This window comes from Rhodococcus sp. NPDC056506, assembly GCF_042794945.1.
Classification (GTDB): Bacteria; Actinomycetota; Actinomycetes; order Mycobacteriales; family Mycobacteriaceae; genus Rhodococcus_F.
The window spans coordinates 66,055-79,868 of record NZ_JBHTSW010000003.1; the positions used below are offsets into that span (position 1 = coordinate 66,055).

Here is a 13,814-nt window from a genome sequence, read left to right on the forward strand (position 1 = left end):
TCGGCGGTTACTTGGCCGTGAACCCCGCGTCGACGGGCAACGCGATACCTGTGACGTATCGAGCTTGATCCGAGACCAACCAGGCTATCGCGTTGCTGACGTCGGAAGCCTCGATCAGCCCGACGTCCAAGAGATTGCCGACGTCGGCTCCGCTCGACGTGGGGGAGTCCGCAAACAGTTTCGCGACGACTTCGTTGACGACCATCGGCGTATTTGCTCCCGCCGGATGCACGGAGTTGACACGAATATTGTGGGGAGCAAGCCAGTGTGACCACGTGCGTCCCAGCCCCACGATGGCGTGTTTACTCGCGCAGTAGCCGTCGGATCCGCCGGTCCCGTCACCCCCACGTCCGACGAGTCCCAATGTCGAACCGGTAAGGACTATCGCGCCGCCCGTCCCTTGCTCGATCATCGCGGGCGCTGCGGCCTGGACGGTGTTCCAGACGCCGAAAAGATTGACCTCCATCTGGTCGCGGAACGCGTGGGCATCGTCGACGTCCGGGGACATCATGCCGATACCGGCGTTGGCCAGAACGATGTCGAGGCTGCCCAACGCAGCGATTCCTTCGGATACTGCAGTTCGCAGTGCGGGCAGATCACGAACATCCACTTCTCGTGCGACGATATTTCGCCCGAGGTCCTCGACCAACGCTGTTGTCTGCCGTAAATCGTCGGCGGTTCCCATCGGGTAGGCCACCGATTCGATCTGATGGCAGATGTCGAGCGCAATGATGTTCGCGCCCTCTTGCGCCAATCGCACGGCGTGGCTTCGGCCCTGACCTCGGGCGGCCCCGGTGATCAGTGCGGTTTTGCCTTCCAACTGTCCGGGCATGAGTGCTCCGTCCGTCGCAAATCTTGAATTCTCGGTCACGAGTAGAGACCCGAGTGGACGGCGAAACTCGTCGCCGGCGACGTAGTCTGAGTTCAGATACAGCGGGAACTCGCTTCGGAAGAGAAGAGGCTCGGGATGTCCGAATGGGTGAAGAAGGTCGAAGCTGAAGCCAAGGGGCTCCTCGCCGAGGCGGAAGAAGAGCTGACCGTCCTCGAAGGTGTCGACACCATTGATCCACTAGCTGAAGACGATCCGGCAATAGACGACGACGCCAAGCCGGCGTCGGACTGACACTGCGACGCATCGACGCGCCTCAGAACGGTGGCGGGTCATCCCCGTAATTGATGGGTTCTCGGTGAGCTCGCAGTGAATTCCACCGCCTACGGCGCTGGTTATTGCGTTCGATCTGGATACGGGCAGCCTTGTTCTCTGCCTGGGTCCGCCGATTTCGACCACCTTGCGGCGGTATCGGTTCGCGTAGGCCGGCCGTCAGCCCTGCGGGTCGCGTTCGGTAGCTGTGCCCGGTCGGCGACGTCAGCGACATGGTTCGATCCTCGTTCGACGCGAACCGCCACCGGTCGGAATGCTTGAGGCGATGATGGTTGCGGCAGAACGCACTCATATTCGACTCGACTGTTTTGCCGCCACGCTCGGGGTCGCCATGATGGAAGGGTTCATTGTGGTCGAGGTCGGAATTCCAGGCCGGGACATCACAATGCAGCCACTGGCAGCTGCCCGCGATGATCCGCAACCACGTGTCGAGTACTGCACCTGGCCGGTAGACGTGTGCCGACGCAGCCACCGGTTCGGTGGCGACATCAGCGGGTACGCGGACCTTTCGAATGACGGCGTCTTGTGCGATGTCGCGAGCATGCTCGGCGCTGATCACTCCGTACCCGTCCAGGTGGGCGGCCTCGCCGCCACCGCGCAGAGTGGAATCAGTCATCACGACGTGAACCACGGGTCGACGAACGACAACAGCACCCCTACGATCCTGCGGGCAATCAGCACGGTCACAGTTACACGGCAAGAACGGTGATCCGTTGGTCAACTCGAAGAGCGCGTCGGCTCGTCGTTGCTCGTAGGTTCGTGAGTCATTTCGGCACACCGACATCGCCAACTCGCGCAACCGGCCGTCGAAGGCCCGAGCCTGCTCGGCCGGAACGCTTCCCAAGATTTTGGCCATCCCGTCCTCGGCGGCACTGACCCCGACGAACCGATCGGTGAGAGCGCGACGTCGGCGTTCTCGCATGCCTTCCGGGTCCACCGCCGCCACGATCCGATCGATCGCCGCTGTCAGGCGCCGACCCGTCAGGCCGGTTCCACCGGCAACCGGTGGTGCGAGGACCTGCTCGAGCAGTAGTCGTTCGACCTCGTCGATCAACTCGTCTTTCACGTTCGCCGTTGCGGAATCGATCAATCCCACGCGGTACAGATCCAACTCGCCGCGCGCCATCGCCGCTCGAGTGCGATGCAAACGGGTCTTCAACGAGAAACCCAACCCGATCAACTTCCCGGCAGCTGCGCGACCCATCGTGAGCGTCGCACCGATTTCCGATTCCGCCAACTCGTGTGCGGTCGACGACCAGGTCCCACTGGCGACATGCTCTGAGCTTCGCCGCGAAAAGAACTCGGCAACGACGGCGAGCTTGCGTTCGACCAGCATCGCCTCGCATCTGTGCAGATCGGTCATGAGATCAACCAGGGCACAATCAGTTTCGGTACCGGTCAGCTGTGCTGAGATACCGAAAAGCTCCGTCGCGGGGTTGAACATCCATTCATTCTATTCGAATACGTGTTCGAATAGAATGGAATCCTCAAATCAGTCGAAAAAGTCCGGTTCCTGAATCTCGGTGCATCTCAAGGGTTTGCCGTAATGCTGTCAGGGGATCCGAGGTATCTCGACGCCCGCGCGGGCCAGGCCCCTCGGGGTTGACGAAGCGGCCCTCGTCCGAGCGGGTCCACTCTCGTACGGCCCACCGCTCCTTGATGGCCCAACGTCCATCACGTCGCTCCATATGGTCGATGAACCGCGCACCGCTGGTGAAGTTGACCATCCCGATGCCTTCAGCACCGCCCCAGTGAGTGGACATCGAGTACGCCTCGCTGATCGCCTGGTCGCCATGCAGTTCGACCAGATGATTGCCGATGTGGTGCATCGTGCCGCCAATCGCCGAGAGTTTCGGTGTGACCCAAGCGATGTACTCGTCGATGTTGCCGTCGAACCCGGTGTGATGGTCGACCGCATCCGGATGATAGGCGCTGCGGACGAGATCGAAGTCGAGGCGATCGATGCCGCGGCAGTACGTCAGAACCACCTCACGAATAGCCTGCTTGTCGATGAGATCCTGCAGTGCCCGGTCCATGTCACGCCTCCTTGATGTTGGTCATCCAGTCGATCAATTCTGGTAGTTCTTCAGCAGCGCAATCGAATACGGCAGGTCGGAGCACGACGACGGACGCGCCGCGGTCAAACCAGTCCCGGACTTTGTCCGCGGTTGCGGAGAGGTCTACGGATCCGCTGTCGCGTCGAACGGGTGCTGCGGACACCTGCACACGTGCGGTGTCCGGGTCACGGTCATGAGACTCGAACGTGCTGCGCAACAACGCAACACTGTCGGTGAATGTTCCCAGATCGGTCGGGTTCACGGTCCAGCCGTCGGCAACGCGTGCGATGCGGTCGAAGTTCCGCTGACTTGGTCCGAAACCGAAGAGCACCGGTACATGGGATTGGGTCGGCAGTGGGAGGCTGTGGTAGTTCTCGAAAGCGAAGTCGCGCCCCTTGAAGGTGGCCGGGGCATTGGTCCACAGTTCGCGGCACGCTGCGACAGTCTCCTCCATGCGGCCGAATCGCGCGTCGAATGGCATATTGGTGGCGGTGTATTCGGCTTCTTGCCATCCAACGCCGAAGCCCATTACGGTGCGACCTTCGGACAACGAGTCGAGTGTGGCAACCTGCTTGGCAAGCAGGGCCGCCGGGCGAACAGTGGCGATCAGAACCGATACCCCGAGGCGAGCGCGCTCTGTCACCGCGGCGATCGCGGACAGAAGTGAGATCGGTTCGTACCAAGGATGATCCAAAGGGAACAAGAAGTTGTGTTCGACTACCCGCTGAGCGTGTGCGTCGGCATTGAACCCCAGGTGATCGCCGGTGCAGATCAGATCGATCCCGGCACGGTCAGCGCGTGCGGCGAAGTCCAGAACGGGGCGAATCTTGCCGTCGAACATGGCCTCGAGGCCCAAAATGTTGACGCCGATCTCCATCGGACTCAGCTCCGAGGCAATTCGCGCTCGTCGACGACGAACTGAATGATCCTCGTTTGATCGAGGAAGTTGGATTCGTCAGCCCGAATCCGGTTGCCTACCTCCGGTTGGGCGTGAGTTGCGAGCATGTCTTCGTATCCGGACTTATCGCTGAACCACATTTCGGTGATGACATCGAATTGTGGATCCGGGGTGTCGCCGGTGCGTAGAACCTGAGTCAGGTCCGGGAAATTCCTTCGGTATTCGATGATTTGAGGGAATGTTTCGGTGATCAGCGGAGCATGGTTGTTCTCGTAGTAGTCGACGAATTCGTCTCGCGTCAGTCCGGGTTTGCGAGTGAGAAGGGCGATTACCTTGAACACGTGGTCTCCAGTTTCCTCGGCAACGAGATGGATTCAGAGTGCGCGTCGGGCGTGGGCGGACAGGTCGCCCATATTGTCCAGGCAGAAGAGCCTCGAGCTGAACTGCCACGTTCCGTCGACGCAGGTGAAGCGATCGAAGTAGCGCCCTGACAGGATAGGTTGCAGGGCAAGCGCTTCAGTACCTTGTATGACCGTGATGTACGAGAGTGCCGACGCCGATTCGCCGTCGACCGCAATCCGGGTGTTGGTCAGCAGATGTTTGGTTCGCGGAATCGGCGGATCTCCGTACATCCGAATGAATCCGCTGCATGCTGCAAAGACGGCATCGGCGTCGGACGAAATGAGCGTGGTGGCAACTCCGTCCGGTCCGCACTGCCCGTAGTCGGACTGGGCGAACAATGCGGCGACTTCACGCAATCTGCCCTGATCGATCAGATGCGTGTACTCACAGAGCAGGTCACGGATCGCCGACTCGGCAACGATCCGTGACAGCTCCGCGGTCATACGGTGATCTCGCGCCGAACCATCTTGCCGGTTGCATTGCGAGGCAACAGATCACCGGTGATGCGCCACTTCGACGGAACCTTGAAGTAGGACAGGCGTTCGGCGGCGTAGTCGCGCAACTCTGCCTCCGTGGTCTCTGCTCCGGGGCGCAGGACCACCACAGCGGATACTTCCTGGCCGAGGTCGGGGTGCGGCATGCCGATGACAGCGCACTCGATCACGTCTGGGTGTTCGTCGAGCGTCTGCTCGATCTCGGTGGGGTAGACGTTTTCGCCGCCACGCAGGATCAGGTCGGAACGACGGCCGGTGAGACGGAGACGCCCGTTCTCGATGACGCCGAAATCGCCTGTGCGGAGCCAGCGCCCGGGCGCGATTGCCGACTCGGTTGCCTCGTCGTTCTCCCAGTACCCGAGCATGACGAACGGGCTGCGGACACACACTTCACCTTCGATGCCGTCCGGCAGCCACTCGCCGAAGGGATCGCGAATCTCCATCGAGACGGTGATGATCGGACGGCCGAGAGTGCCTGGGAACTCTTCGAGTTCGGCGCCTACGGCCACTGCGATGGCGGTGCTGCATTCGGTGAGGCCGTAGCTGTCGACCAGAGCATTGCGTGCGAACGGCACCTGCTCCTTGAGTCGTTCTTTGAAAGCCGGCGACGACGGCGCGGATGCCAGCGAGAAGGAAGTCAGGGAAGAGACGTCGTACTTGGCAATGTTGCCGTGTTCGAGTAGGCGCGACGCCATTGTGGGTACCGCACCCCAGTTGGTCACGCGCTCGCGTTCGACCAGCCCGAGCACCTTGTCGACGTCGAAGCCGCCCTCGGTCAGGATGACGGCGCTGCCGGTCGCGAGACGGGGGACCACCAGATTATGCAGGCTGGCGATGTGGAAGAGCGGGGACGTGAGCAGATAACGCAGCGGGCTCGGCTTGGAAGCGTCGTACTCACGGCCGGTGAATGCGGCGCCGATTGCGTCGCTGTAGCGGTGGTAGTCGACGACGGCCATCACGTTGCGGTGCGAGTGGAGTGCGCCCTTGGGACGACCGCTGGTTCCGCTGGTGAACAGGATGACGGCGGGGTCGTCTTCGTCGATATCGGTGCTCGGCACGTCGGAGCCTGCATACTCCGAGATGAGCGCGGGCAGATCCTCTTCCATGGTGAGGACCGTGATGTCTGCCGGCAGCTCGGGGAGAGCGGCGCCGCGCTTGGCGTCGACGACAAGAACCTTCGGACGCGAGAGCTCGATCCCGTGGGTTACCTCTCGCGGAACCCACCAACCGTTGAGACCGACCGCGATCGCGCCGAGCGCCTGCGTCGCGAAGAACGTCATGACCCACTCGGGAGTATTGGCGGCGAGGATGCCCACTCGGTCGCCTTTACGGACCCCGTACTTGTCCCGCAGGGCAGTTGCCAGAGCGGCGACGGAGTCGGCGTGCTCGGTGAACGAGATTCGACGATCGCTGGTGACGAGATAGTCGCCGTCGCCCCATGCCCGAGATGCCGAGATGAGCTCACCGATGGCGCGACCACGGTTCTTCATCACGGGCATGACGGTGCCGAGAACCTCTTCTTCGACGATCTCGAATGGCCCACCTGGACCAGTGAGGCGTGAGACCGCCTGGTCCAGAAGCAACTGCGGATCTGCGGGGGCAGTCATGGAATGGCCTTTCGTATTGTGGCGCTTTTCACGTCACAAAATCTCACGAGAAAATCATATCTGTGGCGGCGGTTACCACTGAGCGAGACTGGGAGGGTTCCGGCTCTGAGGCGTCGATACGTTCGAGTCGTATCGCAGTTGGAGAAATCGACATTCCGATATCGACTAGGACACAGGACACGATGACGAACACCGCCACCGAAGCATCTTCGAACGCAGCGCTTGCAGCACCCCAGCGCGAGGACGTCGCGCAGATGTTGATCGACCGTCTCGGTGATCAGCACCTAGGTCTGCGCACGCGGACACAGGACTGGAGCTGGGACGAGGTGGTGCGCGAGAGCGCAGCGCGCGGCTCGCTTGCGAAGTCGCTTCGCGCGCCTGGACCGTTTCACATCGGAGTACTTCTCGAGAACGACCCCGAGTTCCTCTTCTGGCTCGGCGGCGCGGCTCTGACCGGTGCCACGACCGTCGGCATCAATCCGACCAGGCGTGGAGCCGAACTCGAGGCCGAGGTTCGGTACGTGGACTGCCAGCTGATCGTCACCGACAAAGCGGGCTACGAGAAGTTGGCCGGCCTTGACCTCGGTCTGACCGAAGACCGTTTTGTACTCGTCGACGACGCGTCCTACGTGGACAAGATTTCAGCTCACCAGGTCGAGTCACCTCAGATCGACCTCGGCGTCGACGCGTCGACGCTGTTCCTGCTTCTCTTCACCTCGGGCACCACTGGAATGTCCAAGGCAGTGCGGTGCAGCCAGGGACGTTTGACGCGGTTGGCCTACGCGAACTGTGCCAAGTACGACATCGACCGCGACGACGTCTGCTACTGCTGCATGCCGCTCTTCCACGGGAATGCGTTGATGGCCCTCTGGGCGCCGGCGCTCTCACAGGGAGCCACCGTCTGCCTCGTTCGCAAGTTCACCGCCTCGGGTTTCATGCCGGACGTTCGGTTCTACGGCGCAACATATTTCACTTACGTCGGTAAGGCCTTGGGGTATCTCATGGCGACGCCGGAACAGGCCGACGACATCGAGAACACCCTCACTCACGGCTTCGGGACCGAGGCGTCGCCGGGAGACAAGGCAGAGTTCATCCGCCGTTTCGGTGCGCAGCTTTTCGAGGGATACGGTTCGAGTGAAGGTGCCGGTTCGGTGGTGCTCGATCCGAACCAGCCTGCCGGCGCACTGGGCCGTCCCGCGAACGAGAACATCGTCATCGTCGATCCCGATACCCGCGAAGAGCGGCCCCGCGCAATCCTCGACGAGCACTCTCACGTGCTGAACCCCGACGAAGCCATCGGCGAGATGGTCGACAAGGCCGGGTCGAAGAAGTTCGAGGGGTACTACAAGAACGAAGACGCGATAGCCGAGAAGATTCGCCATGGTTGGTACTGGACAGGCGATCTCGGCTACGTCGACGAGGCCGGGTTCATCTACTTCGCCGGTCGCAAGGGTGACTGGATCCGCGTCGACGGCGAGAATACGTCGGCTCTGATGATCGAGCACATCCTGCGTCGCCACCCCAAGGTGATTGCAACGGGTGTCTTCGCGGTGCCGGATCCGCGTTCGGGTGATCAGGTGATGGCTGCGATCGAGGTCGCCGATCTCGCCGATTTCGATCCGGTCGAGTTCGCGGCTTATCTTGCCGCGCAAGCGGATCTGGGTACGAAGGCGGCGCCGCGGTTCGTTCGCGTTTCGACGGACCTGCCGGTCACAGGGTCCAACAAGGTGCTCAAGCGTGAATTGCAGGTCGACCGCTGGCGTACCGACGAACCGGTGTTCCACTGGGTGGGCCGTGGCGCCCCCGAATACACGTTGATGACCGAAGCTGACGTGGTGAATCTGGAGAAGGAGTTCGAGACACACGGCCGTTCGCGGTTCCTGTGAGTGGAGTTGCGCTGGTCACCGGCGCTTCCCGGGGGATCGGCCGAGAGTGCGCGCTTGCCTTCGCGCGCGCCGGATTCGACGTTGCAATCACTGCTCGCACCGTTCGTGAAGGAGAGGGGCGGGCAGCTCCGCGAACGAGGCAGGGCGAGCAAGTGATTCCTGTGCCCGGCAGCCTGGAGACGACGGTTGCCGAGATCGAATCCTTCGGTGTGCGCGCATTGGCCGTTCCGATGAACCTGCTCGATCTGGAATCCGTCCGCGGCGCCGGTGAACGGGTGCTGGAGGAGTGGGGACACGTCGACGTGTTGGTGAACAACGCCTACGCACAGACGGTCGGAAACATGGACCGGGTGCTCGACATCGAGATCGACGACGCTCAGGCGATGGTGATCGGGAATTACCTACACCAACTCGCTCTGGTTCAGGTGATTCTGCCGTCGATGATCAAGAGTGGCAACGGCGTTGTCGTCAACCTGGCATCGGGCTCGGCCACTATGGATCCGCCCGCGCCGCCGGGGGAGGGCGGCTGGGGATTGTCCTACGCTGCCTCGAAGGCGTCGTTCGGACGTATCGCCGGGGCGATCAACTCCGAGTATCAGGGCGCCGGGATCAAGGCGTTCAATCTGAGTCCGGGATTTGTCATTACGGAATCAGGGAAAGCCCGTGGTGGCGCAGACGCGATAGTCGACGCAGGGTTCGCTGCCACACCGGCATCCGTACCGGCTGCAGCGGCGGTGTGGCTTGCAACAGATCCGGATGCGGACCGGTTCCTCGGTCGCGTCGTGGACGGTCCGAAATTGATGGCGACACTGGAGGAAACGGTATGAAGCTCGGCGTAGTCGTTCCGGTCGAATTGGGTCGAAGTGGAGACCCCGATTGGATTCTGCAATTCGCCCGTGCGGCCGAATCGTTGGGTTTCGACGAGATCTCGGCTGTGGAGCACTCGGTGGTCATCGCCGACACCGAGAGTGAATACCCCTATTCTCCAACCGGGAAGTCGCATCTGCCCGATGACTGCGACATCCCGGATCCGCTGGAACTGCTCTCGTTCGTGGCCGGTGCCACAACCACTTTGGGGCTGTCCACCGGAGTTCTCGTGCTGCCCAATCACAATCCGGTAGTGCTCGCCAAGCGCCTGGCGACGCTTGATCGACTTTCGGGTGGGCGCCTGCGCATCTGCCTCGGACTGGGCTGGATGAAGGAAGAGATCGAAGCGTGCGGCGGTGACTTCGAGCGTCGTGGCAAGGTAGCCGACGAGGCAATCGCGGTAATGCGCGCACTCTGGGCAGGCAAGGAAGCGGTCGACTTCTACGGTGATTACTTCTCGTTCAAGGGTGCATACAGCTGGCCGAAACCTCACCGGGAGTCGGGAGTTCCGCTCTACATCGGTGGACACAGTCTCGCGGCCGCGAGGCGAGCAGGCCGGTTGGGTGACGGTTTCCAGCCGCTGGGACTTGCTGGTGAAGACCTCGACAAGTCCGTTGCAGCGATGAAAGCTGCTGCGGTCAAGGTCGATCGAGATCCCGCCGACGTCTCGCTCGTTCTCGGTGCGACATTGCCCAGACTCGACGAAGCAAAACTCGAGTGGGCTCGCACATTGGGCGCCGATCGAATCGTGCTGTCCGCCAGCCGTCGTGGTACGTCGTTGGAACTGATCATCGACGAGATGGCCGAATGCTCGACGCGTTTGGGGCTCGGAACGTAAATCCCGTACCTGATCAAGGATGAGCCAGCCCGTTCAGGAGCATCGCGCCGACGAAGGCCGCGTTGTCGGCCGGGCTGTCGGATCGACGGGTGAAGCACCGCAACAGGAGGGTGTTGGTGATTCCTGCGGCGATGTCCATCGGGCTGCTGATGGTCGACAAGACCCCGTTGTCCTGGCCCCGCTGCACAACCGGCGCGATGATCGAGGGAATATTGAGTTTCTCTTTGAGCGACAGCAGGCTCTCGGGCTCGCCGTAGGTATCGTGTGCAACGGCAACCAGCAGTGCATCCATGAACTCCGTTTCGTCAGAAGCTAGTTGAGCGCAGCGCAGTAGGAAGTTCTCGATGATCGCGACGTCACCAAGGCCGATCAGAATGTCGTCGGCAACGGTTTCTCGCAGTGAGTCCACTCGATTCTGAAGGGCCGCCACCAGAATGTGGGGCTTGGTGGGAAACAGTTTGTTCACGGCGGCGCGGGGAACCGCCGCAGTGTCGGCGATGTCGTTGATCTGCGTCATGAAGTATCCGCGCTTGCCGAATTCGCTACGGGCAGCGGCGAGAAAGGCTGCTCGCGGATCACGCGGTAGCGGCCGCGGCGCGGCGGGCTGGTCGATCGGTCCCACAACATCGTCTAGGTGTTGATGGAGGCCAGACGTATCGACGACGGCGCCCAATATCGCGAGCAGTGCGTCGGACATCACCTCGGGTGAGACGGAGCGGGAATCGATTCGGCTACGAATGCGGAAGCCGTCGATCACCGCGTTGACGGTGACAGCGAAGGTCTTGGTGGTGAACGGCCTTCGGAGTGTTGCGCCGGTTTTCTCGAAAAGGGCCTCGTAGGCAGCGGACACGAGCTCGTCGCGTCGACGATATTCGTTTTTCAGAGCGGCGGAAGTTCGCCTGTGTGAGCCCGCAAAAATGTGTGAGAGAAGACTTCTTGCAGTCGACGCGTCGTTGACGAGAGCGTCGAATACCCCTTTGACGAGAGTGGTGACCGTCGCACGAAGCGCGTCGTCATTTGCGGACAGCTGTGCACGTACGGTCTGCTTCACCGTGTCTGCGCTGTGCAAGGTCGATTCGGTGAGGCTGGCGATCACGGCCTCGACGAACTCGGATTTGGTGCGGAACTTGCGGAAGAACGTAGCCTGCGACGCTCCGGCCCGGAGGACGACCTGTTCGCTCCGCAGACCGCGTTCGAGAATGTCCTGAGGGTCCTCGACAAGCGACGTCACGCCGGCATCGATGAACAGCACGGTGGTGGCGTCGCGATCAGTCATCGTCAGTCCCTCGGTCGATCGGCAGTCTCGCCCGCACATAACGGGCAAACAAGACTCTATCGAGGTCAAGGCATGCGTGGGGGCTGTTCTGAGAGTGTTTGCTCTCGCGCGAGAGTTCTCCCAGTCAACAAATGGAGTGACCCGGCGATCTCGCTCCGTTTCCATGGGAGTTCGACCGCGCGAAAAGCCTGGAAGTTAGGGACACCACCGATGAAAACTGCCGACTCACCCAGCCTCAGTAGGCGTGAAGTACAGGTGCTGTTGACCTGGATTCGCTGCGACTCGAAAGCCGAAGTCTCCCGTGAGCTGTACATCGCGGAGGGAACTGTGAATACGCACCTTGCGCGTATTCGCGGGAAGTACGACGAAGTGGGCCGGACAGCGCCAACGAAGATGGCGCTGCTTGCTCGGGCTCTTCAGGACGGGTTGATCCGTATCGACGAACTCTGATCAACGCGCCAGCTGTCTGGTGCGTCGAGCCGGAAGTCAGTCGAGGGTGGTGGCGTCCGTTGTCGGTGTCTTGGCGCCAGGAGTCGCTTCGATGTCGAGAACGACCTGGCTGTCGGTGGCGTCTTCGGGGAAGACGTACCGGCGCATGGCCCACCACCGGAAGGCCGTCGCCAGCAGGGTTCCGATGATCGATCCGCTGATGAAGTCCGCGAAATTCTCCATCAACACTGATACCTCGGGTTGACGCAGGTGGAACACGTACCTGGAGGTCCAGAGCGGTACCTGGTTGATGGCCAAACCGATACCGGCGACGATGAAGAACAGCGCAGCCTCGTGATGGCGCTGTCTACCACCGCGCTGAGCGAACGACCACTCGCGGTTCAGGACGTAGGACAGAACCGTTGCGATCAGGACCGCGAGGATGTTTGCCGTCACCGGGTGCTGAGGCAGAACCGTCCACTTGATGCCGAAGAACAGCACCGTGGTGACGATGAAGGCGATGCCGCCGACCACCAGGAACTTGAGCATTTCTGCGTGCGGCAAGACGCGCACGAGAACCCGCTCAGGAAGCCTATTGACCATCTTTTCGACAAACGCCATTGTTCGAGGCTAACCCTGAATACAGCCGACGGCACAAATCGTCGACGCTCGTGTCGGCCAGATCATCAGAATCCGTACCCGAGAATTGCCGGCTTCGATGTGCTGAACGCGAAGTCGAGATTCCGGATTTCCTGCGAATCAGTTGCCTGGAGTCGGTGCGCCGCAGCAAAGGCCTTGGCCTGGTGCTCGCCCAGGTACAGGCTGCTCAGAACGTCGGCGGGCATCGTGATCGCGGGCTCGGCGTCGGTGGCCGTGCACGTGGCTTTGCCTCCCTTGACCTGAAGTGCAAAAGTTCCGCCCGCGCTCAGGAAAGGATCTTCGACCTTGATGACGGTGTCCAGGTCAGCAGCGTATTCACGAGCCTCGAGCGCCGCGGGCACGTCCATGATGCGAAGCCACAGACGATCGGAACGCGTGGTTGTCCTGGCGAGGCGGTAGTCCGACAGCATCAGCCGTAGGGGATCGGCGGGATGCTGGCGTGTCTCGATCCGGGTGACGAGGTCGAGCCCGCAGATCGTGCGCCACAGCGCCGCGTGCGCATCTTCGGTGATCGTCACGAACTCGTCGATCCGGGCGATGCTGTCGCGGCCCTCGCTCGTGTGCCGGTAAGCGATGTATCCGTCCGCGTGTGTCAGAAAGAACAGTCCGGAGGCTCCGTCACGATCCTCGGACGGGTCGGCGAACATGTGATCCCACAGTGGTTGCGGACGAACCTGCGCGCCGGGAGTCTGCAGTCGCCAGCGATCGTAAATTTCGGGAAGAAGCGTCGTGGCAGCCTTCACGTCGACAATCGACACACCGCCGTTGTCGGGCACCTCCGGGCGGAACTGCGCGAAGCGTCGATCGAGGGTGATGCCCTCGCTGACGGTGGCCGGGCCGTATCCGAAGCGGTTGTAGATGCCGGCCTCGCTGGCCGTCAGCGCTGCAAGCGGCGCACCGGTCGACTCGATATGGGCGTGAAGTGCAGTGAACATCGAGCGTAGGACGCCGCGGCGACGATGAGTCGGGGCGACGGATACCCAGGTGATCCCGCGCGTGGGGAGTTGGCGTCCGCCGGGCACGGTAAATTCCATGTCGATCTCGATGGCCACGCCGACAGGTACGTCACCGTCGACGGCAAGGATGATGTCCTCGGGCTTGTAGAGCGCCTTTGTCAGCTCGCTGACCGCGGGAGACGGATGAAAACCGAACCCAACCGAGTCGAGTAGTTGGAGAGCCGGCCAGTCACTCTCGGTAGCGGTGCGGATGGTGATCTTGTTTTCGGGGCTCACGTATAT

15 protein-coding genes are annotated in these 13,814 nt (G+C 61.7%); 5 read left to right on the forward strand and 10 right to left on the reverse strand.

All coding sequences use genetic code 11. The annotated features are described in order from the left end of the window. Nucleotides 1-7: 7 nt before the first annotated feature. Entirely contained in the window at nt 8-832 is an 825-nt protein-coding gene (locus tag ACFQ6H_RS04105; RefSeq protein ID WP_378644120.1) for a mycofactocin-coupled SDR family oxidoreductase, read from the reverse strand. A 135-nt stretch (nt 833-967) separates the two neighbouring features. Here ACFQ6H_RS04105 and ACFQ6H_RS04110 point away from each other — a divergent pair, with 135 nt between their 5' ends. Beyond that, on the forward strand, nt 968-1,123 hold the full coding sequence (locus ACFQ6H_RS04110; RefSeq protein WP_378644123.1) for a hypothetical protein: 156 nt from the start codon (nt 968-970) through the stop codon (nt 1,121-1,123). Between the two features lie 22 nt (nt 1,124-1,145). On the opposite strand, the gene ACFQ6H_RS04115 is transcribed toward ACFQ6H_RS04110, so the two are convergent. The 6 genes from ACFQ6H_RS04115 to ACFQ6H_RS04140 are packed head-to-tail and all read right to left on the reverse strand — an operon-like array spanning nt 1,146 to nt 6,620. Then, nucleotides 1,146-2,606, reverse strand: coding sequence for a DUF222 domain-containing protein (locus ACFQ6H_RS04115; RefSeq protein ID WP_378644126.1), 1,461 nt, complete (start codon nt 2,604-2,606; stop codon nt 1,146-1,148). A gap of 43 nt (nt 2,607-2,649) precedes the next feature. Beyond that, nucleotides 2,650-3,198 (reverse strand): nuclear transport factor 2 family protein, encoded by a 549-nt coding sequence (locus tag ACFQ6H_RS04120; RefSeq protein WP_378644128.1) that lies wholly within the window; start codon nt 3,196-3,198, stop codon nt 2,650-2,652. A gap of 1 nt (nt 3,199) precedes the next feature. Further along, complete coding sequence (locus tag ACFQ6H_RS04125; RefSeq protein WP_378644130.1) at nt 3,200-4,096, reverse strand: TIGR03619 family F420-dependent LLM class oxidoreductase; 897 nt, start codon at nt 4,094-4,096, stop codon at nt 3,200-3,202. A 5-nt stretch (nt 4,097-4,101) separates the two neighbouring features. Further along, the gene (locus ACFQ6H_RS04130; protein ID WP_378629166.1) at nt 4,102-4,458 is read right to left on the reverse strand and encodes an EthD domain-containing protein; all 357 of its coding nucleotides are present in this window, start codon (nt 4,456-4,458) and stop codon (nt 4,102-4,104) included. A 33-nt stretch (nt 4,459-4,491) separates the two neighbouring features. Further along, a complete protein-coding gene (locus ACFQ6H_RS04135; RefSeq protein WP_378629169.1) occupies nt 4,492-4,962 on the reverse strand; it encodes a nuclear transport factor 2 family protein in 471 nt (156 codons plus the stop codon). Then, complete coding sequence (locus tag ACFQ6H_RS04140; protein WP_378629171.1) at nt 4,959-6,620, reverse strand: class I adenylate-forming enzyme family protein; 1,662 nt, start codon at nt 6,618-6,620, stop codon at nt 4,959-4,961. The genes ACFQ6H_RS04135 and ACFQ6H_RS04140 overlap by 4 nt, the downstream gene beginning before the upstream one ends. Nucleotides 6,621-6,874: 254 nt before the next feature. Between ACFQ6H_RS04140 and ACFQ6H_RS04145 the strand changes: the two genes are divergently transcribed. From ACFQ6H_RS04145 to ACFQ6H_RS04155, 3 genes are read left to right on the forward strand one after another with little or no spacing between them, the layout of a single operon-like run. Then, the gene (locus ACFQ6H_RS04145; RefSeq protein ID WP_378644512.1) at nt 6,875-8,506 is read left to right on the forward strand and encodes an AMP-binding protein; all 1,632 of its coding nucleotides are present in this window, start codon (nt 6,875-6,877) and stop codon (nt 8,504-8,506) included. After that, nucleotides 8,503-9,333, forward strand: a complete 831-nt coding sequence (locus tag ACFQ6H_RS04150) for an SDR family NAD(P)-dependent oxidoreductase (protein WP_378644133.1) — start codon at nt 8,503-8,505, stop codon at nt 9,331-9,333. The genes ACFQ6H_RS04145 and ACFQ6H_RS04150 overlap by 4 nt, the downstream gene beginning before the upstream one ends. Next, nucleotides 9,330-10,211, forward strand: a complete 882-nt coding sequence (locus ACFQ6H_RS04155; protein ID WP_378644136.1) for an LLM class F420-dependent oxidoreductase — start codon at nt 9,330-9,332, stop codon at nt 10,209-10,211. Before ACFQ6H_RS04150 ends, ACFQ6H_RS04155 begins: the two co-directional genes overlap by 4 nt. 13 nt (nt 10,212-10,224) lie before the next feature. On the opposite strand, the gene ACFQ6H_RS04160 is transcribed toward ACFQ6H_RS04155, so the two are convergent. Then, entirely contained in the window at nt 10,225-11,487 is a 1,263-nt protein-coding gene (locus ACFQ6H_RS04160; RefSeq protein ID WP_378644139.1) for a TetR/AcrR family transcriptional regulator, read from the reverse strand. A gap of 210 nt (nt 11,488-11,697) precedes the next feature. On the opposite strand from ACFQ6H_RS04160, the gene ACFQ6H_RS04165 reads away from it, so the two are divergent. Then, entirely contained in the window at nt 11,698-11,937 is a 240-nt protein-coding gene (locus ACFQ6H_RS04165; protein ID WP_378446777.1) for a LuxR C-terminal-related transcriptional regulator, read from the forward strand. Nucleotides 11,938-11,973: 36 nt separating this feature from the next. Here the strand turns inward: ACFQ6H_RS04165 and ACFQ6H_RS04170 are convergent, their stop codons facing one another. After that, entirely contained in the window at nt 11,974-12,537 is a 564-nt protein-coding gene (locus ACFQ6H_RS04170) for a GtrA family protein (RefSeq protein WP_317825746.1), read from the reverse strand. A gap of 65 nt (nt 12,538-12,602) precedes the next feature. Further along, the gene (locus ACFQ6H_RS04175; protein ID WP_378644142.1) at nt 12,603-13,808 is read right to left on the reverse strand and encodes an enhanced intracellular survival protein Eis; all 1,206 of its coding nucleotides are present in this window, start codon (nt 13,806-13,808) and stop codon (nt 12,603-12,605) included. Nucleotides 13,809-13,814 lie beyond the last annotated feature (6 nt).

Bases quoted from the DNA above. Each gene is read 5' to 3' on its own strand.
- ACFQ6H_RS04145 (WP_378644512.1), top strand. From the start codon at position 6,875: ATGTTGATCGACCGTCTCGGTGATCAGCACCTAGGTCTGCGCACGCGG.
- ACFQ6H_RS04155 (WP_378644136.1), top strand. From the start codon at position 9,330: ATGAAGCTCGGCGTAGTCGTTCCGGTCGAATTGGGTCGAAGTGGAGAC.
- ACFQ6H_RS04105 (WP_378644120.1), bottom strand. From the start codon at position 832: ATGCCCGGACAGTTGGAAGGCAAAACCGCACTGATCACCGGGGCCGCC.
- ACFQ6H_RS04110 (WP_378644123.1), top strand. From the start codon at position 968: ATGTCCGAATGGGTGAAGAAGGTCGAAGCTGAAGCCAAGGGGCTCCTC.
- ACFQ6H_RS04125 (WP_378644130.1), bottom strand. From the start codon at position 4,096: ATGGAGATCGGCGTCAACATTTTGGGCCTCGAGGCCATGTTCGACGGC.
- ACFQ6H_RS04170 (WP_317825746.1), bottom strand. From the start codon at position 12,537: ATGGCGTTTGTCGAAAAGATGGTCAATAGGCTTCCTGAGCGGGTTCTC.
- ACFQ6H_RS04140 (WP_378629171.1), bottom strand. From the start codon at position 6,620: ATGACTGCCCCCGCAGATCCGCAGTTGCTTCTGGACCAGGCGGTCTCA.
- ACFQ6H_RS04160 (WP_378644139.1), bottom strand. From the start codon at position 11,487: ATGACTGATCGCGACGCCACCACCGTGCTGTTCATCGATGCCGGCGTG.
- ACFQ6H_RS04115 (WP_378644126.1), bottom strand. From the start codon at position 2,606: ATGTTCAACCCCGCGACGGAGCTTTTCGGTATCTCAGCACAGCTGACC.
- ACFQ6H_RS04135 (WP_378629169.1), bottom strand. From the start codon at position 4,962: ATGACCGCGGAGCTGTCACGGATCGTTGCCGAGTCGGCGATCCGTGAC.
- ACFQ6H_RS04165 (WP_378446777.1), top strand. From the start codon at position 11,698: ATGAAAACTGCCGACTCACCCAGCCTCAGTAGGCGTGAAGTACAGGTG.
- ACFQ6H_RS04120 (WP_378644128.1), bottom strand. From the start codon at position 3,198: ATGGACCGGGCACTGCAGGATCTCATCGACAAGCAGGCTATTCGTGAG.